The organism is Janthinobacterium sp. 35, from assembly GCF_002754575.1.
GTDB lineage: Bacteria > Pseudomonadota > Gammaproteobacteria > Burkholderiales > Burkholderiaceae_D > Janthinobacterium > Janthinobacterium tructae.
In genome coordinates, this window is the sequence record NZ_PEFN01000001.1 from 5,925,769 (window position 1) to 5,947,897 (window position 22,129).

The window sequence follows — 22,129 nt, forward strand, 5'->3', positions numbered from 1 at the left end:
ATTCTCTCCTTTATGTAGGCATGGGCGCGTCGGCGGGCGCGGGAAAGCGCACCGTCACCACCAGGCCAGCGCCATCGGGGCCGGCGGCCAGCTGCACGCTGGCGCCATGCGTTTCGGCGATGCGCCGCACGATCGACAAGCCCAGGCCGCTGCCTGGCTGGTGCGCGCCGGCGGCGCGGAAAAAGCGTTCGAACACGCGCTCGCGCAACTGTTCTGCGATGCCGGGCCCCGTGTCGCTCACGCGCAGCAGCACGCCATCGGCCTCGCTACGGCAGGCCAGCACCAGCGTGCCGCCAGCCGGGGTGTAGCGCATGGCGTTGTCCATCAGGTTGCGCGCCAGGATCAGGACGTGATCCAGCTGCAAACGGCACGGCGCCGTGGCCAGGTCGGCCCGCAGCAGCAGATCCTGGCGCTGCGCCTGTGCCATCCAGGCGGGCAGCTGTTCGGCCAGCACGGCGGCCAGGTCCAGCACGGGCAGGTCGGGCGGCGGCTGCGACTGCGGGTCGAGCCGGGACAGGGTCAGCAACTGCCCCACCAGCCGCGTGGCGCGGTCCACGCTCAGCCCCAGGCCCGTCACGGATTCCTTGCGCTCGGCATCGCTGCGCGCGCGCTGCAGCACCTGCAGGTTGGTCTTGATGGCCGCCAGCGGCGTGCGCAGTTCATGCGCGGCATCGGCCGTGAAGCGCTGCTCCTGCTCGCGCGTCTGGCGCACGCGCAGGAACAGGCGGTTGATGGCCTGCAGCAGCGGTTGCACTTCCACGGGCGCGCCCGTCACGCTGACACTGGCCAGATCGTCGGGCGTGCGCAGCGCCACTTCATCGGCGCTGCGGCGCAGGGCGCGAAACACGCGGTTGATGCTCCACCAGATGGCCAGCGCCGCCAGGGCCGCCATCGGCAAGCCGATGGCCAGCAGCTTCAGGGCGAAGCGGCTGCTGATTTCCTGGCGGTGGCTGGCCGGTTCCGCCACCTGGATCTGCAGCTGCGCGTTGTGATTCCAGCTCGTGTAGATGCGCCACAGGCGGCCATCGTTGTCATGCCAGCTATAGCCCACATCGACCGGCGCGGCGAACGCCCGGTCCGGCGCGCCGGCGTTCTTGTACAGCAGGCGCTGCTGCGCATCCCACACCTGAAACAGCAGATACTGGCGGTGGTTGCGGTTCTGCGCCACCGGCATCACCAGCGATGTGCTCGCGCCATGCTCCTGCACCTCGTGCTCGGCCAGGGAGAGCAGCAAATGGCCCGTCTCGGCCAGCGACTGGTCGAACAGTTCCTGGCTTTCGCGGCCCGCTTCCAGGTACACGATGGCGGCGCTGAAGCCCCACAAGATGAACGTCAGTCCCAGCAGCACGGCCAGCAGCGTGCGCCGCAGCGACCATGCGCCCGCGTTGCCCGGGATGGCGGGCATCACGGACACGCCTGCGTGTCGGGCGTATCGGGCGTGTCGGGCGTATCAGGCGTAGCGGGCTTGTCGATACTGTAGCCGATCGCATGCACGGTGCGGATCAGCGCCTTGCCCAGTTTGCGCCGCAAATGGTGGATATGCACCTGCAACGCGTTGCTGTCGATTTCCTCGCCCCAGCTGTAGACGCCCTCTTCCAGCTGCACGCGGCTCAGGATGCGCCCGCGCTGCTCGACCAGCATCAGCAGGATGCTAAACTCCTTGCCCGTCACGGGCACCTCCACGCCGCCCTGGCGCACCTGGCGCGCGGCGACGTCGATGACGATATCGCCGTGCACGAGTTCTTCGTGCGTGCGCCCGGCCGCGCGGCGGCAGGCGCTGCGCATGCGCGCCGCCAGCTCATCGAGGTCAAAGGGTTTGACGATGAAGTCGTCCGCGCCCGCATCCAGACCGGCCACCCGGTCGATGATCTGATCGCGCGCCGTGACGATCAGGATCGCCCCGTCATAGCCGCCGCGGCGCAAGGTCGCCAGCGCCTGCATGCCATCCTCGCCCGGCAGGGCAAGGTCGAGCAACAGACAGCCATAGCGGTGCAGGCGCACGGCCATATGCGCGCTTTCAGCCGACTGCACCCAGTCGACCGCATAGCCGGCCTGCTCCAGCCCCATCTGCGTGGCGCGCCCCAGCTGGGGGTCGTCTTCTATCAGCAATATGCGCATCGTGGCCTGTCCTGTCGGGAAATTTCATGCTGGCAGCGTAGGCGCCGGACATTAAGAACTTCTTAACATCTGCTGGCGACCATCGATCCATCGTCCACTTCCGGCTGCCTCCCATGCCCGCTTTCCCCCATCTTAACCGCTGCCAGCCTTGCTGGCCAATACTGGCCCTGCTCGGCTGGCCGCTGCTGTCGGCCGCCGCGCCGCAGCAACTGCTGCTCAGTTCGCAACAAATCAGCCATGCCGGCATCGCCACCACGCCGGCGCTCGCCACGCTGGCCGGAGAAGGCACGCCGGCAGGCAACGACCTGGTCCTGTCGGGCACCGTGGTGGCGCCGCCCGGCTCGGGCGCCGTCGCCAGCGCCGTACTCGACGGCGTGGTGCAACAGGTGCACGTGACGCCGCTGCAGCAGGTGCGCGCCGGCATGCCGCTGCTGACCCTGTACAGCCAGGGCTGGCTGGAGTGGCAGCGCGCCTACCTGGAAAAGGCCAGCGCGGCGCGCCTGGCCCAAGCCAGACTGGCGCGCGACGAAGGACTGTACGGCGACGGCATCATCGCCCGTGCCCGTCTCGATGAGAGCCGCGATGCGGCGCAGCTGGCCACGCTGGCGGCCAGCGAACGCGAACAGGCACTGCGCAGCGCCGGCCTCGATGGCGTGGCGCTGCGGCGCCTGCGCGAACAACGCACGCTGTCGCCCCTGCTGACGGTGCGCGCCAGCCGCGCCGGCAGCGTGCTGGCCTTGCCGGTCGAGGCGGGGCAGCACATCGAAGCGGGCGCGCTGCTGGCCCGCATGGCCGCCAGCGGGCCCCTGTGGGTGCAGTTGCAGGCGAGCCGGGCGCAACTGCCGCTGCTGCGCGTGGGCGACCTGCTGCAGGTCGACGGCTGCGCCAGGCTGCGTGTGACGGCCATCTCTCCCGTCGTCGACGCCGCCACGCAAAGCGCGCAGCTGCGCGCGCAGCAAGTGGGCCAGGAGCCATGCCTGAAGGTGAATGCCTTTGTCGAAGCGCGCCTGCTGCGCCCGGCGCAAACGCCGGGCGGCGTGGCCGTGCCGGCGGCGGCGCTGGTGCGGCGCATGGGTGAGGCACGCCAGGAGTACGTCTTTGTCGCCAATGCCAGGGGCTACACGGCAGTGCCCGTGCAAGCGACGCCGGCCGGCGGCGGCATGGCCTGGGTGCGCGGCGCTGTGCTGCCAGGCGACGCGGTGGCCGTGCGCGGCCTGGCGGCGCTGAAAGGCAGCTGGAGCGGCCTGGGAGCGGTTGCGGACGCGCCCGTCCAGGGAGGCAAGTGATGCTGGCCCGTTTGATCGCCCTGTCGCTGTCGCAGCGCCTGATGGTGCTGGTGCTGGCCGCGCTGATGGCGGCGGCCGGCGTACAGGCGTTCCGCGCGCTGCCCATCGACGCCTTTCCCGATGTCTCCGGTACCCAGGTCAAGCTGATCCTGAAGGCGCCCGGCATGACGCCGGAAGAGGTCGAGGCGCGCATCGTCGCCCCCATCGAGCAGGAATTGCTGGGCATCCCGCGCCAGGCCGTGCTGCGCTCGCAGTCCAAATATGCGATCGCCGACATCACGCTGGACTTCCAGGAAGGCACGGACGTCTTCTGGGCGCGCCAGCAGGTCAGTGAAAGGCTGGCCAGCGTGCTGAAGGACTTGCCCGCCTCCGTCAGCGGCGGCCTGGCGCCCATCACCACACCGCTCGGTGAAATCTTCATGTTCACCATCGAGGGACCCTTGAGCCTGATGGAAAAGCGCACGCTGCTCGAATGGACCATCCGCCCCCAGCTGCGCAACATCGCCGGCGTGGCCGACGTCAATTCGCTCGGCGGCATGGTGCGCAGCTTCGAAGTGGTGCCCGACCTGGCCGCCCTGGCTGCGCGCGGCCTGTCGCTGGCGCAGCTGCAGCAGGCGCTGGAAGCGAACAACCGCAGCGACGGCGCGGGCCGCCTGGGCAGCGGCGAGGAGGCACTGCTGATCCGCAGCGACGCGGGCATCCGCACGCTGGACGACGTGCGCGCCATCGGCATCGACCGGCGCGGCGGCATGGCCGTGAACGTGGGCCAGGTGGCCACGGTGCGCATCGGCCAGCTGACGCGCTATGGCGCCGTCACCCAGGACGGGCGCGGCGAAGCCGTGCAGGCGCTGGTGCTGGCCATGCGCGGCGCGAATGCGCAGCAAGTGGTGCAGCAAGTGCGCGCGCGCCTCGACGCGCTCGGCCCCAGCCTGCCCAAGGGCACCACCATCAGCACCTTCTACGACCGCGGCAAGCTGGTGGAGCGGGCCGTGGCCAGCGTCACGGGCGCGCTGGCCGAAGCGACCGTGCTGGTGATCGTGCTGCTGTACGTCTTTCTGGGCAACCTGCGCTCGGCACTGGTGGTCGCCTGCATCCTGCCGCTGGCGGCGCTGGGCACCTTCCTGCTGATGCAGGCGTATGGCCTGAGCGCCAACCTGATGTCGCTGGGCGGCCTGGCCATCGCCATCGGCATGCTGGTCGATGCGGCCGTGGTGGTGGTGGAAAACATCGAAGCCCATGGCGCCCACGCGCAGCCGGGCGTGCCGCGCCTGCACCGCATCTACCGGGCCGTGCGCGAAGTGGCGCTGCCCGTCAGCGCAGGCATGCTGGTGATCATGATCGTCTTCCTGCCCCTGCTTACCCTGCAGGGCCTGGAAGGCAAGCTGTTCGCGCCCGTGGCGCTGACCATCCTCTTCGCGCTGGCCGCTTCGCTGCTGCTGTCGCTGACCGTCATTCCCGTGCTCGCCTCGCTGCTGCTGCCCGAAAGCCACGCGGGCACGCCGCGCCTGGTGCAAAAAATGGAAGCGGCCTACCTGGCTCTGCTCGGGCGCGCCCTGCGCCGCGAGCGCCTGATCGGCGGCGTGGCCGTGGCGGCCCTGCTGCTGGCCGCCGGCGTCTTCCTGCAGGTGGGCAAATCGTTCATGCCCACGCTGGACGAAGGCGACATCATCATGCAGATCGAAAAACTGCCGTCCGTCAACCTGCAGGAGTCGGCGCGCCTGGACATGGCCATCCAGCGCCGCATCCTGGAACAAGTGCCCGACGTGCGCCGCATCGTGGCGCGCCTGGGCTCCGATGAACTGGGACTCGATCCCATGGGCCTGAACGAAACGGACTCCTTCCTGGTGCTCAAGCCGCGCGCGCAATGGCACAGCGCGAACAAGGAAACGCTGATCGATGCCCTGCGCGCGGCCACGGCGAGCTTTCCGGGCGTCAATATCAGCTTTACCCAGCCCATCGAGATGCGCACCTCGGAAATGCTGTCCGGCGTGCGCGGCGACGTGGCCGTCAAGATCTACGGCCCTGACAGCAAGGCGCTGGGCGCGCTGGCCGCGCGCATCGTGGCCCAGCTGCGCACGCTGACCGGCAGCGAGGATGTGCTGACGACGCAAAACTCGGGCGTGCAATACCTGCAAGTCGATATCGACCGCGTGGCGGCCGCCCGCCTGGGCCTCTCGGTGGAGCAGATCCAGGGCGATTTGCGCACCCTGATCGAAGGGCGCCAGGCTGGCATCGTCATCGAAGGCGGCAAGCGGCTGCCCCTGCTGCTGCGCGGCGGCGAACAGCTGCAGCTGTCGGCCGATCTGTTCGGCCAGCTGCGCCTGCCCATGGCCGATGGCCCCGCCATCGCCCTGAGCCAGGTGGCCAGCCTGCGCACGGTCGACGGCCCCGTCAAGGTGGAGCGCGAAAACGCCTCGCGCCTGGTGGTGGTGCGCGCCAATGTGCGCGGGCGCGACCTGGTCGGCTTCGTCGACGAAGCCAAGGCCCTGGTGGCGCGGCAAGTGCCGCTGCCGCCCGGCTACCGCATCGCCTGGGGCGGCCAGTTCGAAAACCAGCAGCGCGCCGCCGCCCGCCTGGCGCTGGTCGTGCCCATCGCGCTGGCGCTGATCTTCCTGCTGCTGTATACGACCTTGCGCAGCATCCGGCAAACCCTGCTGGTGCTGGTCAACATCCCGTTCGCGCTGACGGGCGGCGTGTATGCGCTGGCCCTGACGGGCGAGTACCTGTCCGTGCCCGCCTCGGTGGGCTTCATCGCGCTGATGGGCATCGCCGTGCTCAATGGCCTGGTGATGATCACCTGCTTCAACGACCTGCATGCGCGCGGCGTGCCGGTCGGCGAGCTGGTGCTGCAAGGCGCCGTGCGGCGCTTCCGCCCCGTCATGATGACGGCCTGCATCACGGGCCTGGGCCTGGTGCCGCTGCTGCTGGCCACGGGACCCGGCTCGGAAATCCAGAAGCCGCTGGCCATCGTCGTCATCGGCGGCCTGCTCAGCGCCACCGTGCTGACCCTCGTACTGCTGCCCCTGCTGTTCCGCCGCTACGGCGTGGCGCAGCCATCTGTCCCTAGCATTGCCCTCACTGGAGCCCACCATGCAGCACCCTGACCATTCCCCCTGCGACGCCATGCTGACGCTGGCCATGCCCGTCGCCCTCGAAGAGGACGTCCTCGATTTCCTGCTGTTGCACCCGGCCTGGGCGGCCGGTTTTTCCGTGCTCGATGCGCAAGGCATGGGACCGGGCGCCGCCTACCCCTCCAGCCTGGAACAGGTACGGGGACGGGGACGGCGCAAGCTGGTCCTGGTCGCCGGCGCCGACACCGACTTGCGCCTGCTGGTGCAGGCGCTGGCGGCACAGCTGCCCAAGCCCGACATCGCCTACTGGATCAGCCCCGTGCTGTGCCACGGGAGGCTGGCATGAAGGCGCGCGCCCTGCTGCTGCTGTTCCTTGCGGCGGGAGCGCAGGCGGCGCCTGGCGCCCCTACCGCGCTGCCGCCCGAAGCCGAGGTGCGGCGCGTGCTGGCCAGCCTGCCGGCGCTGCGCCAGGGGGTGCTCAATACGCAACTGGCCGGCGCGGAACGCGACAAGCTGGCCTCCGGCCCCTATGAATGGACGGTGCGCGCGGGCGCCAGCCGGCGCACCGCCCCCGGCGCAGAACGCTACCTGGAACAGGAAGTGGCGCTGGAGCGGCCCCTGCGCTGGTTCGGCAAGGCCAGCCTGGACCAGGCGCTGGGCGAGCAAGGCCTGGCCGTGGCGCGTGCGCTGCATGGCGATGCCTGGCACGAGGCGGGACGCGCCCTGCTGCGCGACTGGTTCGACGCGCTGCGCGACCTGGCCGGCGTGGCGCGGCTGGAAGAGCAGCTGGCCGTGACGCAGCGCTTGCAATCGATTGCCGCGCGCCGCGTGCAGGCCGGCGACGGCGCCGCGCTCGACTTGCTGCAAGCCGACACGGAACAGCGGCGCGTGCTGGCCCTGCTGCAACAGGCACGCCAGCGCAGCGAGCAGTCGCTCACGCTGCTGGCCATCAGCTACCCCGGCTTGCCGCGTCCGCAGGCCGACTCACTACCGCTGCCGCACACCGGCAGCGAGTCGGCAGCCAGCTGGGCCGAGCGCATCGTGCACGACAACCACGAACTGCAGCTGGCCCAGGCGGAAGCGGACCTGTACGCCATGCGCGCCAGCCGGCTGGCCAGCGACGCCATGCCCGACCCGACGCTGGCACTGCGCGCCGCGCGCGAGCGCGACGGCCAGGAGCGGGTGTTCGGCGTCAGCCTGTCGTTTCCCCTGCCCGGCGCCGGACGTGCGGCGGACCGGTCGGCGGCGGCCATCAAGGCCTCGATGGCGCGCGAACGGGTGGCGCAGACGCAGCTGCGCGTCGCCCTGGCGGCCCGGCGTGCCGCCAGCGACAGCGTGCATAGCCACGCAATATGGGAAACATTGCAAGAGGTACAACAACAAACCATGCGCCAGGCGGAACTGATGCAGCGCGCCTACCAGGCGGGCGAATGCACGCTGGCCGTAGCGCTGGCCGGCAGGCGGCAGGCGCTCGACGCGGCGCTGACGGCGCAGACGGCCCAGATCGAGGCGCTGGCGGCCCAGGCGCGCCTGCAACTCGACGCGCACGCCATCTGGTCCATCGACTGATGCGGCGCCAACACGATTCATCCACGCGATTGACCGAGAAGGAAACACCATGAACACCGAGAAATTGACGACGCAAGACTGGCGCTATGCCGCCCCGGCGCGCCTGCTGCACTGGCTGATGGCCGTGCTGATCCCCGCCATGCTGGCCCTGGGCTGGACTATGATGGAGGTCGAGGACGATCCCGGCAGCGAGGTGTATTTCAATCTGCATAAATCGCTGGGCTTGCTGCTATTGCTGCTGCTCGCCGCGCGCGCCGCCTGGCGCCTGGGTCACAGGCCGGCTAGGCTGCCGCCGTCCGTGGCGCCGTGGCAAGCGCGCCTGTCGCGCCTGGGCCATGGCTTGCTGTACGCGGGCATGCTGCTGGTGCCGGCCACGGGCCTGGCCGGTGCGCTGCTGAGCAAGAGCGGCGTGGCCTTCTTCGGCCTGGCCCTGCCGCGCTGGTTCGCGCCCGACCACGCGCTGGCCGAACAATGCTTCGAACTGCACGAACTGGGCGCCTGGACCCTGGCCGCCCTGATCTTGCTGCACGCCATTGCCGGCCTCAAGCATCTGCTGCAGGACAAGGACGGCGTCTTCCAGCGCATGCTGTAGACGGCTGGCGTGCCATGATGCTTATGTAGCAACAAAAAACGATGGCGGTCCCGGCTGGAAACCAGTCCGCGCCGTGCGCAAAGCCCGGCGCGCCGTACCGATGCCGCCGATGACGGTCTGCCCCGTCTGCGCGGCGCAGTGGTCGAGCGCCTGCCGCAGCAGGGTGTCGACGCTGCGCAGCGAGATGCCGTGGCGCGCGGCCACCTCGTCGCGCGTGGCGTCCTCCAGGCGCAAGCCGAACAGCACCTGGCGGTGGCGCTGCGGCAGGCACGCCACCGCCCGGTCGACGGCGGCCAGCTCGGAGCGCACTTCGGCCAGCGTGGCCGGTCCCGCCGCGCCATCTGCCAACTGTTCCAGCACCGCTTCGGCGCCGTCCGCGTAGTACCAGGGACGCGCCTGGCGCAGCCGGTCCACGGCCAGGTTGCACGCCACGCGGCAGACGTAAGCATCCATGCTGCTGGCGGGCGGTGCCGGCTTGCCCGCCAGGCGCAGCCAGGCGTCGTGCAGGCTGTCGCTGGCCAGCTCCGCGCAGCCCAGGTAGCGCGTCAGGCGCCGGTGCAGGCGCGCGTAGTGCGTGGCCAGGTGCACCTGCAGGCACGGCGACAACGCTTCCACGCTGGCCATCACAGGTCCAGCTCCTGCTGCTCCTGGCGCGTCAGGTGGGCGCGCTGAGTGGCACCCGTGCCGCCGAGGCCCAGGATGGCGACGGGGCTGTCCGGCCGGTAGCTGGCCGCCTTGCCGCGCTTGTCGCCGTCCTCGACCGGCTCGTCGCCAAAGCCCAGCACGCGCACGGAAAAGATCGATGGCAAGCTGCCGCGCGCCGCCGCCCGCTCGCGCTGCAGCACTTCCTGCGCCGCGCCCGTCGCCTGTGACGCCGCCGCACTGGCGTTGCTCAGGGCGGCCACGTTCACGGCGGCCAGCACCGGCATGCCGCTCGATTTCCCCTGCACCTGGATGTTCGCCGCGTTCACCACCTGTAGCGCCGCCAGGTTGATATTGCCCGAGACGCGGATGCCCGCCTCGCCCGCGTCGATGGTGCCCAGCGGGGCGATCAGGTCGATATCGCCGGCCGGCACTTCCGGTATCGGCGCCAGCGTGGCGATGCCGGCGCCCGTGCTCGGCACGTCGGACGCCAGCGTCACATTGCCCCATTGGTCATACACGCGCTTGGGCGGCGTGTAGACGATGGTCGACTTCGAACCGCGCCCCGCATTGATGTCGCCCAGCGCCGACCAGCCCAGGATGGCGCCGCCGAAGGTGGTCATGATGCGGCTTTGGCCCAGCAGCATGCTGTCCTGGGCGTACAGCGCGATATCGCCCGCACCCTGCGTGAGCACGCCAGGCACCAGACCAGGCACCGCGAGCGGCGCCTGGCCCTCCGTGCCGAAGACCTGCTTGCCGCCCGGCGCGAGCATGCTGATATCGCCGCCAAACAGGGTATTGACGCCAGACGGGCCATACAGGCTGATATCGCCCTGGTAGCGGATGCTCTTGCCGTGCGCATCCTGCGCGGGGAACAGCGCCGCGATGGCGTTGCGGCCGCGCAGGTAGCTGCCGAAACGCAGACCTTGCGCATCGTTGTATTCGCGCCCGCCCGCCTTCAATTCATCGAAGAAGACCTGGCGCGCGAAGATCCGCTGCTGCTCGGGCGGCAAGGCGGCAAAGCGCGTACTCGCCTGTTGCGGCGTGCCGGTGAAACCCTCGCGCGCCGCCAGCCAGGCGGCCAACTCCGGCGCATAGGTCCTGGCGACCTTGCCCGCCTGTTGTGCCAATGGCACGCCAGCCTGGGCCAGGTTGGCCGGGTCCAGGTAGCGCTGCGCGAAGGCAGCGAAATCGACGCCATTCACGCCGGCTTCGCCCAGCCCCGCCTGCAGCACGATGCCGGCGCCGGGGCGTTTGTCGCCTGCCACCACGGCGCCCAGGCTGACCAGCGCACCCTGCTCTTCCATGCGGATATGCCGCCCCGCCGTCAGTTCCAGCGTGCCGGGACCGGCCACGTTGAAGCTGCTATGCAGGATGTCGCGGCCGGCCGCGACGATGGACACGTCGGTGGCATGCGCATGCACGAACAGGTTGCCCGTGCTGACGCCATTGCCATACGCGTTCTCGCGGGTATTGGCGATGGCATTCGGCAGCGCCGTCGGCTGGCCCGGCTGCGTGCCGGAGTTGACAATGTCGCGCCCGGCCCTCATCCATACGGGCGCGGCACCCTCGTACCACGTCTGTCCGGCCCGCTGGCCATTGGCAAATGCCAGAATTTCGCCGCTGCGCAAGCCGACGATATCGCCCTTGCCCGCGTACAGGCGCGACGGCGTGCCGGCGGCGTCGCCGAGCGGCGCGGCGCTGGGGCTGCCAAACGCGAACAGGGGAAAGCGCACCAGGCTCGACACGATCCCGTCCGCGCCGCCATTGCCCGCCACGTAGGTGGCCGGCTGCTCATAGCCGGCGAAGGCGGGATGAACGGGCGTGGGCAGGCTCGACGCGGCGGCGCCCGAGCGGCTCACGGCATAGCCGCTGGCATACAGCGAATCGCCCGCCAGCAAGTCGAGCCGGCCGCTGGCTGATGGCGCCAGCAGCATGGAGTAATCTGGCGCGTAATAGTCTTGCCCGCCCAGCGCCGACTTGCCCAGGAAAATGCTGCCGTTGGCGGCCACCGCCCCCAGCTGCGAAGGGAACAGGAAACGCCCGTCCGAATCGGCATGGTTGCCCTGGCCGGCCGGCGTCCTGCCCGAATTGACGTCGCCCAGCTGCACGCTCGGTGCCAGGCTGCCGCCGGCGGAGAACAGGTCGATCGCCGTGCCGTCCGTCCACAGCGAAAACCAGCCATAACCGCCCTGCGCATAGGCCTTGCCATTGGCCTTGAACGCGGACGAATGGGGCGTCTTCACGCGGCCCGGGTCGCCCGTGCCGGCCAGTACCAGGTCGCCCCGCGTGGACACGCGCGCCGCCGCATCGCCCAGCATCAGCGTCGCGCCGCCGGTGGCCGTGCCCAGCGTGGCGCCGTAGGGATTGTAGGCGCGCTGCTCCTTGCTGTCGTGCTGCTGCGGCATGCCGCCATAATTGAAGGCGACGCCGCCCAGGCTGCCCGTCTGCAGGGCCAGGGCGCCGCGCAGATTGCTCAGCACGCCGTTCAGGTTCAGGTTCTGGTTCTGGTAATCCGTCGCCGCGCCCAGTTGCATGCCAAAACCGTTGTTGACGGCCGCCCTGGCCTGCAGGCCGGGATTGAGGTCGCCGCCGATGCGCACGTCCATGTCGCCGCCGCCCGTCAGCAGCATGCCGCCGTCGGCGCCGACACGGCCCGTGCCGGCCACGGCCAGCACCAGTCCTTCGCTGCGCGGCGACTGGTCGCCATCGGCCGAGCCGCGCCGCGCCTGCATGCCCGCATGGCCGCCCACATCGACGCTCAGGTTGCCGCCGCCCAGCGTGCCCATGCCCGTGAAGCCCACCAGCATGGGCAGCTTGTCGATTATCGGCTGGTCGGGCTGCAAGACGCTCGCGCCACCGGCTTCCTTGATATACGTGCCAAAATTGATCCACCAGCTGGCGGGTATGAGGTCGACGCCGGCCGTGCCGCCCGTGCCCTGGCGCCACAGCCAGTTGCCCACGTTGGCGCTGGCCGCCTGCCTGCGCAAGTCTTCCTGGCGCGCAACGCCGAACGCACTGACGATGTCGCCCGTCAGGTTGCCGCCCGCGCGCAGCAGCACATTGCCGCCATGGTCAGGGTACCAGGCCGCATAGGCGCTGGCCGCGCCGCCATCGACCAGGGATTCATACGCGGCGCCGCCGCTGCCCAGCACCGTCGCGCCGTCGCCGGCGCGCCCGCGCGCCTGATTGTAGGCGGCATTGCCCAGGCTGGCGGTGGGGGTGCCCGCCGTATAGATGCCATATGGCGACAGGGTACTGACGTTGCCGGCCGCGATCAGGTCCAGGTCGCCCGTCCCCGTGCGCAGCACGCTGAAATGCTGGGTCGCAGGCGTCACGCTTTTCAGCGCGCCGATTTCCACCCGGTCCGGCGTGCCGGGAATCGCCTTGCCCAGCGGGATGCAGAGCTCCGCGTCGCACTGTCCTTCCACATCCAAGGGCACCGGCTTGCCGGCCAGCCAGGTGGGATCATACAGGCTGGCGCTGTCGCTCCAGGCATAGTTGTAGCGGTCGCAGGCGCCCTCGTCGCACCAGCCTTCAAGATCAGGCGGCACCGGCGTGCCTGGCTCGTACCCCAGCTCGCCCCCGAACGCATTCCAGAACCAGGCACCGCCCGGCCGCGCCGGCGTACCCGGGATGATTTTCCGGTCATATGTTTCATACAGCGCGTAATGGCTGTCGGCCAGCCGCAAGTCGCCCGCCAGCACGGGCCGGATGCTGCGCGTGTCGGCCGCGCTGGTATCGGCGCCGGACACGAGCCGCATCGACCACGACAGCGAGCCTTCGGGCAGCATGGGCGCCACCGCCCAGTTACGGCCCTGCACGCCGCCCGCGATGGCACGCAGCGGCACGCTGAGGGCGCCGCCCGGCAGCTTGACGCGGGTATCTGCGGGGATCAGCGCACCGACGCGCAAGGCCAGCGCACTGGCCAGCATGACCCCGTTCGGCTTGAGGTAGTTGTCAAACTGCGCCAGGCCAGGCAGGGGCACGCCAGCCGGCCAGGTCAGGCCTTCCAGCGTGGCCGTCCCGGGCAACTGCGAACCGGCGCCCAGCTGCGTGCCTTTCGGCAGCAGCAGCGGCTGGCCCGCAACCAGCGTGCCGGCCGCATGCAGCAGGCGGCCGGCGCTGTCGCGCACATCCGCGCGCAGCACCGTATCGAGCGGCACTTCCAGCGCCGCCGCCAGGCTGGCCGCCACCGGCAGCACGGTGCCCACGGCCAGCGTCGCCGGCTGGATGGGCAGGGCATAATTCAAGACCTTGCCGGCAGGAAACAACGTTCCCTCGGCCAGCACCACGCCATGGCCCGGCACCACCACGTCGCCGCCGTAGGCCTGGCGACCCGGCGTCAGCACCCAGCCCTTGTCGTCCGGCGTGGCGGGCGGCGGCGCGAAACCGTCATTGATGCTGCCAAAGATGTCGAGATTGCCGCCCGCGCGCAACACCAGGCTGCCCGGTTCGCCCGAGCCGGCCACGGCGGTTTTTGGCGTCTTCGCGTTCAGGCCCGCATAGCGGTGCGCGGACAGGTCGATGTCGCCGCTGACCACCAGGTCGCCCTGCGTGACGATTTCCACGCCGGGCCGCACATGCAGCGCCTCGGCATGCGCGGCCGTCCGCAAGCCGGCCAGCTTATTTTCCAGCAAATTGGCGTTGGCCAGCGCCGCCGCCATGAAGGCCGTGCTGTCGTCATGCTTGCTATCGAGGTAAGCCTGGTCGATGTACTGGTACGGCCGTCCGCCCGCCGCCAGGTCCGCCTGCGGCAAGCCGTCCGGGCCCGGCACGACCTGGCCATTAGCATCCTTGAGCACGCCTTGTGGCGCATCGCCGTAGCGCGCCGTGCCGTGCACGGCGATCTCGCGCGCGCCTTCGATGCGCAGGCCTGCGCCGGCCGCGATGGCGATGTCGCCGTGCGTGGCCGCGTCGGCGTCGTTGGCGCCACCGGCGCTGCCCAGGCGCGCCGCGTGCAAGTCCAGCGTGCCGCGCGCCTTGCCGTCATGCCGGCCCTTGCCCGCGCCGCTGCCGGCGGCCGTGCCGTGGCGCAAATCAAGCCGCGCGCCGCTGTCCAGGGCCAGCACGCCATCGCCTGCATTGATTTCGATTAACGCCCGGTTCGGCGCATCGATGATCTTGCCGTAGCTGTCGACGCGCAGCGTGCTGCCATGCGCGTCGAGCACGGCCGTGCCGGCCAGCGTCACCCCATGCTTGCCCGCCAGGCGGATGGCGCCCACGCGCTCGCCGCTGGCGTCGATGGTGCCCGCCACCGTCAGGCGGCCATTATCGAGCGAGACATTGACGCTGCCCGCCCTGATCTCGTCACCGATGGTCAGATCGCCCCGCTTGATCTGGAAACTGCGTTCGCCGTCGAGCTTGCCGTCGTTCAGGCGCCGGTTCAGGGCCGCGAAATCGCCCACGTCCTGCGCGCGGATATCCACGGCGCCGCCCCTGTAGGGCAAGACGGTGCCGCCCGCGTCATAGCGGCCGCTGGCGCCGCCCAGCAGCCCGCCCAGCAGGTCGACCTTGCCTGCGGCCGCATCGAGGGCGATGGCTTGCAGCTTGCCGCCCTGGTTGTTGCGGGCCGACACATCGATACTGGCGGCCGCCGCCTGCGCGATATTCCCGCTGCGGCTGGTCAATATCACCTCGCCGCCCCAGCTGTACTTGTCCGCATCGTGGATGCTGACCTTGCGTCCCGCCAGGTCCAGCTGCGCGCCGTCCAGCAGACGCACGTCGCCTGTGGCGGCCAGCGTCAGTTTGCCGCTAGGTAACACCACGGCCGTATCGAGCGTCACGCTATTGCCCGCCAACAGCAGTTCCGCGCCCAGCGCCTCGCTGCCGGCAAGCGCCGCCGGCCTGGCGCCGCCCGCTCCCGCAATATTGAGCGCCCCGCCTGCCGTGATGCGGTTGACGGAACCGGCTTGTCCCGTCAGCAGCGGCGTGTTCAGGTACAGGTCGCCGCCTGCGTACGCGTAGCCCTTGCCCGTCGCATAGGCGCCCTGCGACTGATGCACGGCCAGGCTGCCCTGGTGGTTGGCCGTGATGCGCTCGCTGGCATTGAGCCTGACGTCGGCGAAGCCCAGGATCAGGCGCTGCGCGTCGGCCAGCGGGTCTGGTCGCGTGTCGGGCCCATAGCCGAACTCGATGCGCCGCGCGTTCACGTCCAGCGTGCCGCTGCCCGTGCCGGCACCGCCGGCCAGCACGGCGCCGGGCAGCGCTGCCGGGCCGGCCGTGCCGCCATTCCAGACGAGGGTATCGGTGACGATGCGCGCCGCCTCGCCCGCCTTGCCGCCGCCATACATGGCCGGCGTCGTCAGCGACAACTTGTCCAGCAGCGACTTGCCGCTGGCATCCATGGTGCTCAGGGTCGTGTCGCCGTAGAAATTGAGCGACTGGGCGGCCGTCAGCGACAAGGTCTGCAAGGCCGGCGCGCCCGTGCCGGCATCGCCGCGCAGCAGGCGGTCCAGGACCTCCTGGTTCAAGGTCAGCCCCGGCGGCAGGGCACCGCGCGCGGCGGCCGCATCGAGCGCCTGCGCACTGCCCACATTGATGCCGCCGACCGCCAGGGTCAGGTGGCGCGTGCCGTAGCGCACGGCGTCGCCGAGCTCGAAGGCACTGCTGGTGGCAAAGGCGATCGAACCTTCCGAATACAGCGAGGTGGCGCTGGCACAAGCGGCCTGCGCGCAAGTGCCGATGCGGATGCTGGCCGGCGTGCCCGCGCTATCGTATTCCGGCGCCAGCATCTGCAGGCGGCCGTTGGACACGGCCAGCACGCCGCGGTAGCCGGGCTGGTAGACGAAACCGTCGTCGGCATCGAAGGCGGACTTGCCGCGCCCCAGCGTGCTGATGGCCGCACCCTGCTCGACCTTGATGCCGGCGCCCTGGTTTGCCACTGTTGAGTTAGCGATGAGCAATACTTCGGCTGCCGACAGCGACGCCCCGTCACGCACGGTGATGGCGCCGGCGGCCCCGCCAGTGGAGAAGTCGAGCAGGTTGCCGCCCTGGCCGTAGCGCACCACGGGCAAGTTGCCCAGCGACAGGCGCGCCGCGCCCACGGCGTTGACGTCAACGGCGCGCAGCGATACGGTGCCAAGGTCGGCGCTGGCCTGGCCAGCGGCCGCCAGCACTTCCAGATGCCCGCCGTCCATCGGAAAGGCCAGCGTGCCGCCATGCCCCTTGTCGGCGGGCTGAAAGCGGGCCTGGCCCTTAAAATGGAAATCGATGGCGTCGCCATTGCCTGGCATCAACTGGACCAGCATGGTCCGCGCATCCGCTTCCAGCATGGCGCGCGGCACATCCAGCCTGGCCGCATCGGCGCGCACGAAATCGGCATAGCTGGTTTCCCGGTACTGCGAATAACTGCGCAACACGCTGGCCGGCGTCACGATCAGCTGTCGCGACAGGGTGTCGCCGATGCCCGTGCCTGCCACGGACAGGCGGCCGCTGGCAGCCCAGGAACCATTGCGCATGGCATTCGGCGCGGCCGGCGCGATGCCGGCCTGGCCATTGAACTCGACGCGGAAGGCGCCCGGCAGCAAGGCGTAGGTCGACGGCAGCAAGGTGTAGCTGCCGGCCGGCAAGCCCGGCACGCCGGCGCCTATCGTCACCTGCTGGCCCGGCACGGGCACACTGGCGCCCCGCTCGCCATCGGCGGGGGCCACCGGTGCCTGCGCGCCCGGCACGATCGCGTACACGGGATTGCTGGCCAGTTCCGGCAGGATGAAGCCGCCGTTGGCCCGCGTCTGCACCAGCGGATGGTAGCGCGCATCGGTGGAACCGCCACGGCCGGCCACGAAGGCGGCGCCCAGCAACTGGCCGCCACCCGACAGATCGAGCACGGCGCCCGGCTGCACGTCGACCGCGCGGCTCTTCATCGCCAGTCCCACCTTCAGATTGGCCGTCGTGCCATAGGTGCCGCCCGCGCCCAGCAGGCTGACATCCTGGCCATCGTAGCGCCAGCTGACGCCATCGGCCGTGCCGCCATACGGCAGCATCAGGCCGGCGCCGCTGACCGACGTCACGCTGCCCGGCAGGAAGCGCAAGGAACGCGTGTCCGACATGCTGGCGCCCGTACTGGCGCCCAGCACGAGGCTGCCCAGCGGGGCCAGCAACACGCCGCCCTGCTCGATCGCGGCCGCGCCCAGGGTCAGCGCGCCGAAGGCGGAAGGCGGCAGCGGCGGCGCTTGACCATCCGTGCCGGCGCGGCCTATGCGCAGCAGGCGCTGCTGCGCAAAATCGCTGCCCCCGCCCAGGTAGCCGGCCCGCACGATGGCGTTGGCGCCCGTTGCCGGATAAATGCGGGCCGCCGTCAGCGCCAGGTCGGCCGGCGTGTTCAGGATGGTATTCTGACCGCTGACAGTGGCGCCCAGGAAGCGCAAGTCGCCCTGGCTGGCCAGTTCCACGCTGTCGAAGGCACGCCGGTCGAGCGCCATCGGCAGTCCTTGCGTGCGCTCCTTGCCGCCATGCGCACCCGTCGTCAGCACGTCGCGCACGTCGAGCAGTTGCGTGGCTTCCAGGCGCAAGGTGCCTGCAGCCGGCTGCGTCGATACGCCGCCCGTCACAGTGGGACGTATCTGGCCATCGCCCGTGCCGACGGCGCCGATGCCGGCCAGGCGCATGTACGGCGCCGCCAGCAGCACGCGCGTGGCCGCCGCCGCGCCGTCGGCCAGTACCAGGGTGGGCGCATACAGATGCAGACTCTGGCCCAGCGACAGGGATAGGTCGCCATCGAAGCCGAGCATGCCGTTGCTGAGGATGGACAGGTTGTCGAAGCCGCCAGCGGCCACCTGCGAGGCGGCCAGCGCCGCGTGGCCATACACGAACTGCGCGGCCGCCTGTTCCGGCTGCGTGCCGGCCAGCGTGTCGCCGGCCAGCTGCTGGCGCAGCATGAACTCGCGCGCCTGGCGCACGCGCGCGCCCGCGGTATTGCGGTACTGCGGCGTTTCCAGTGCGAGAGCAAGCGTGCCGCCGGCAGCGCCGGCGCCGCCCGCGCCAGCTTTCATCTGGCCATCAAGATACAGGCCGTTGTTCGACGCCAGCGTAATGCTGCCGCCACGGCTGGCCACTTGCGTGGCACCCAGGCCCGCCACGTCGAGCTGCGCCTGTGTGCCGGAAGCGTCGAGCAGCGCGCCTTCGCGCACGGCCACGAACAGGTGCGCCGCATCGGCCTTGCCCGTGGCCTGGTCGAGCGTGCCGCCCACCACGATGCTGCCGCCGTCGCGCACCAGGCCATAGCGCTGGCCGCGCGCATCGACGGCCGTGGCGGCGCGCGCCGCCGCGTCCAGCACGGCCCCGTCGCCGATCCAGATCGAGCGGCCGTGCCCGGCGCCGTTGGCCGTCTCGGCCGCCTGCACATCGCCCGCCATGCCTTCCAGCACGATCTTGCCGCCCCAGGCGTTCAGGCGGCCATCGAGCGTCAGCTGGCCGATGCCGGCCACCGTGATCGACTGGCCAGGATCGACTTCCAGCGTGGCGCCGTGGCCGATGCGCGCCTGGACGCTGGCCATGTCCGCGCCGCCGGAGACGTCCGCCACACCGGCCTGCAGCCGCAAGCTGGCGCCGAGGCGCTGGATCAGCACGCCCTTCCTCGCGTCTTCGCGGTATACGGGCGACAGCCACGCTTCCACCTCCTGCCCGGCCAGGCGCAGCAGCGGCATCGTCACCGCGACCTGCGCGCCGTCGGCCACCGTCAAGCCGCCGTTGCCGCCGATATCGTAGCGGGAAAACCCCTTGTCAAAAAAGCCGCTGTCGAGCTGCAGCGTGTCGGCCGCCGCCTGCGCCGCTCCGCCGATCAGCACCTTCGCCGCGCGCACCTGCAGCGTGCCACCGCCCTCCATGCCCTGACCCAGCAGCGCGCCATCGAAACCCAGGCTGGCTGCGCGGTCGCTACCCTGCATGCGCGTTTCCAGCGTCACGTTGCCGCCCTTGCCGCCGCGTACCGCACCGCCAGCCAGCTCTGCCGCACCCGAGCGCACGTCGATGCGGCTGTCCTGGCGCAGCAGCACGTCGCCGCTGCTGCGCAGGGAAACACTGCCGCCATGCCGGTATGCCAGCCTGGCGCCAGGCAATGATTCTTCCTCCTGGAGGGACTGGCTCCACAAGCCGCTCGCGTCCAGCGTCACGCCGCCGGCCACCTGCACGCCGGCCTTGCCGCCGGGCGGCGCCTTCAGCACGCTGTCCTCGATGCGGTCGTTGACAGCCTGCCGCAGGATATTGCCGATCTGGATGCCGCCCGCGTGCGCCGTCACGTCGGCATTCACCGCCACAGCGCTGCCGTACAGGGTCACGTTGCCGCCGTCGGCCACCCGCACGGCGCCATTGACGGCGATCGTATCCATGGCGGCAATGCGCAGGGCGCCCAGTTCGAAGCCGTTCAGGCGTGCCGTATCGAGCACCAGGCGCCCCTGGCGCGACGTTGGCAGCAGCGTGCCCAAGTCCAGGCCTGCGGCGATATCGTCCGCGCCGCCGGCCAGTTGCACGTCGTGCATGACGGCGCCCAGGCTGTCATGCGTCAGGCCCGTGCTCTTTTCGAACATGGACACCGAGCGGCCGACGATCAGCTGGCCGCGCGTGGCGGCGGCCTTGTGCGACTGATGGTAGCCATCGACACCGGCCTGCGCCGCCTGCTGCTGACCCGGACCCTGGACGGCGCTGGCGTCGATCAGCCCTTCCAGCACGGCGGCCTGCGTGCCGATCACCAGCTTGCCCGCATCGCGCCCCACCGCATACCCGTTTTCCAGCCGCTGCAGCGGCGCGATCAACGGACTGCGGTAGGAAGCCGTGGCGGACTCGCCCCAGCGCGCGTGCAGCTCTTCAAAGCCCCGGTACAGGCCCGTGTAAAGCAGGTCGCCGGGCGCGCGCGATGCTTCGTACTGGCGGCCGTCGGCCCCATTCACCCAGGTCTGGCGGATCGAGCCGCCTTCCACCCGCAAGGTACCGCCCGACAGGTTGATGCTGGAGCCGGCTTGCGTGACGACGTCCTTGCCGTCAAAACTGAGCGTACCGCCCTGCGCCATCCATTCTCCCACCGTGTGTCCCTGCATGCCCAGGTAGCCGCCCACCTCCAGCAAGCCGCCCGCCGTGTACCAGCGGTCGCTGTCATAGCCGTTCGTTCCCTTGGGAACAAACACCAGGCTGCGCCTGTCCAGCCAGATATCGCTGCTATTGAGCCCCTTGCCATCGCGGTTGCCCGGTGCGTCGCGCTGTTCGTTGCCCTGCACGTTGACCTTGACGTTGTTGCTTTCCATGGCCAGCCGCACGCCGGCCGCGCCCGCCACGTCGATCTGTGCGCCATCGCGCACCAGGCTGCGGCCGGCCGCATTGACGCTGATCTGCCCACCCGTGGCCAGCGTCAGCGACGCGCCCTGGAAATCCACCGTGCCGGCGCTGTCGATGGCGATGCGCGACTGGTCGCGCCGGTCCGTCAGCGGCAGCATGGACTCGGCGCCGGCCACGGCCGGGGCGCGCAAGCCGTCGCGCTGGCTGTCGAGCGCCGTATTGCTCGCCTCTTCCTCGATCAGGATGGCTGTCGTGGCACCCTGTCCCAACACCACGGCGGCCTGCTCGCCCAGCGCCTGCAGGTGCAGCGTGCCGCGCGCATTGACGCTGGTGCTGGCCAGCAGCACGCCATCCTGGCGCACCTCGCGCCCGGCCAGGGTCGCATCGCCTTCGCGCGCCTGGATCAGCCCCGAATTGGCAACCTTGCCTGTCGCCCCCGCCACGCCGGACCGGGGCACGACCTCATTGCCACGCGTGGTGGACAGCGCATTGCCATCCGTGCCCACGCCCTTGCGGATGACGAAGCTGTCACCAGCGGCCAGCAGCGCCTGTCCCTTCGGCGCCAGGATCTCGCCGCCGTTATGCACCTCGGCGCCCGCCAGCAGTACATAACCGCCCCCCTCGGTGGAATTGGCGGGCGCGCGCGTGGCGAGGCGCGCGCCGCGCAGCACGTCGACCTTGCCCAGTGCATCGCTGATCGATGGCACGCTGCCATTGCTGTAAATGCCGCGCTCGCGGAACTGCACGTCGCCGATGCCGGCGGCAGCAGCCACCAGGTTGCGCGTATCGACCTGGCTGGCGCCATGGAAGACGATGCCGTTGCGGTTGACCAGCAGCACCGTGCCGTCGCCCTCGATGCGGCCCTGGATCTGGCTGGGACGCGCCAGCGGATCATTGACCCGGTTCAGCACGGCCCAGTCCTTCTGCTGCTGGAAGGACAAGGTCGTATCCTTGCCGACATTCAACGTTTCCCAGTTCAGGATGGCCTTGTCGGCCGTCTGCCGCACCAGCACCGTCGTCTTGCCTCCCTGCACCGTCTGCACGGGCGCCTGGGCGTTGAGCCAGCCAGCCGTCAGGCTGTTGGCATCGATCTTCAGGCCGCCATTCACCAGGCCGTCGGGCACGCCGGGCGCAGCGGCCGCTCCCTGGCGCGCCTGTGCCTGCGCCGCCTGCTGCGCAGCGATGGCGCGCGCGGCCAGATTCAGGTTATTGAGCGAACGCTGCAACTGCTCGCCAGTCTGCCCGCCGGGCGCCACCGGCCGTCCCGCCAGCGGCACGCCGCCAGGCTGCCGCCCCGTTTGCACCGCTGTCGCCTGCGTCGCGCCCTTGCCGGCAAACCAGGCGCCGCTGAACGCCTGCTGCGCCTGCGCCTGCTGCACCGTGCCACCCGCCGCCAGCAGCACGGCCACGGCATACGCGAGTGGCGTAAGCCGCATGGCCGCTTGCGGCGCGGGCACGCGCAGCGTCTGTGTCATGGTCTTGCGCCGGGCAGTGTGAAACATGGTCATGGCAATGATTTCCTGGAAAAATGAACGTGCTGGTTGGTCAGGGAAGGCGCGCTGAAAATGCGCTGCTCATGACTG

9 protein-coding genes are annotated in these 22,129 nt (G+C 70.3%); 5 read left to right on the top strand and 4 right to left on the bottom strand.

Features of this window, described 5'->3' with window-relative positions; all coding sequences use genetic code 11:
- Positions 1-10: 10 nt before the first annotated feature.
- Together CLU93_RS26295 and CLU93_RS26300 are read right to left on the bottom strand one after the other, a co-directional pair.
- Positions 11-1,405 carry an ATP-binding protein gene (locus tag CLU93_RS26295; protein WP_257225103.1) on the bottom strand — a complete coding sequence of 465 codons (1,395 nt, stop codon included), beginning with the start codon at positions 1,403-1,405 and terminating at the stop codon, positions 11-13.
- Positions 1,405-2,118 carry a response regulator gene (locus tag CLU93_RS26300; protein WP_099764023.1) on the bottom strand — a complete coding sequence of 238 codons (714 nt, stop codon included), beginning with the start codon at positions 2,116-2,118 and terminating at the stop codon, positions 1,405-1,407. The genes CLU93_RS26295 and CLU93_RS26300 overlap by 1 nt, the downstream gene beginning before the upstream one ends.
- A 113-nt stretch (positions 2,119-2,231) precedes the next feature.
- On the opposite strand from CLU93_RS26300, the gene CLU93_RS26305 reads away from it, so the two are divergent.
- From CLU93_RS26305 to CLU93_RS26325, 5 genes are read left to right on the top strand one after another with little or no spacing between them, the layout of a single operon-like run.
- Positions 2,232-3,404, top strand: a complete 1,173-nt coding sequence (locus tag CLU93_RS26305) for an efflux RND transporter periplasmic adaptor subunit (RefSeq protein WP_257225104.1) — start codon at positions 2,232-2,234, stop codon at positions 3,402-3,404.
- Positions 3,404-6,508, top strand: coding sequence for an efflux RND transporter permease subunit (locus tag CLU93_RS26310; RefSeq protein ID WP_099764024.1), 3,105 nt, complete (start codon positions 3,404-3,406; stop codon positions 6,506-6,508). The genes CLU93_RS26305 and CLU93_RS26310 overlap by 1 nt, the downstream gene beginning before the upstream one ends.
- On the top strand, positions 6,495-6,821 hold the full coding sequence (locus tag CLU93_RS26315; protein WP_099764025.1) for a DUF3240 family protein: 327 nt from the start codon (positions 6,495-6,497) through the stop codon (positions 6,819-6,821). Before CLU93_RS26310 ends, CLU93_RS26315 begins: the two co-directional genes overlap by 14 nt.
- Entirely contained in the window at positions 6,818-8,044 is a 1,227-nt protein-coding gene (locus CLU93_RS26320) for a TolC family protein (protein WP_099764026.1), read from the top strand. Before CLU93_RS26315 ends, CLU93_RS26320 begins: the two co-directional genes overlap by 4 nt.
- A 49-nt stretch (positions 8,045-8,093) precedes the next feature.
- On the top strand, positions 8,094-8,636 hold the full coding sequence (locus CLU93_RS26325) for a cytochrome b (protein WP_099764027.1): 543 nt from the start codon (positions 8,094-8,096) through the stop codon (positions 8,634-8,636).
- 21 nt (positions 8,637-8,657) lie between these two features.
- On the opposite strand, the gene CLU93_RS26330 is transcribed toward CLU93_RS26325, so the two are convergent.
- Positions 8,658-9,260: an RNA polymerase sigma factor gene (locus CLU93_RS26330; RefSeq protein WP_099764028.1), complete on the bottom strand. Its 603-nt coding sequence runs from the start codon at positions 9,258-9,260 to the stop codon at positions 8,658-8,660.
- A complete protein-coding gene (locus CLU93_RS26335) occupies positions 9,260-22,054 on the bottom strand; it encodes a filamentous haemagglutinin family protein (protein ID WP_257225105.1) in 12,795 nt (4,264 codons plus the stop codon). Before CLU93_RS26335 ends, CLU93_RS26330 begins: the two co-directional genes overlap by 1 nt.
- Positions 22,055-22,129: the final 75 nt, after the last annotated feature.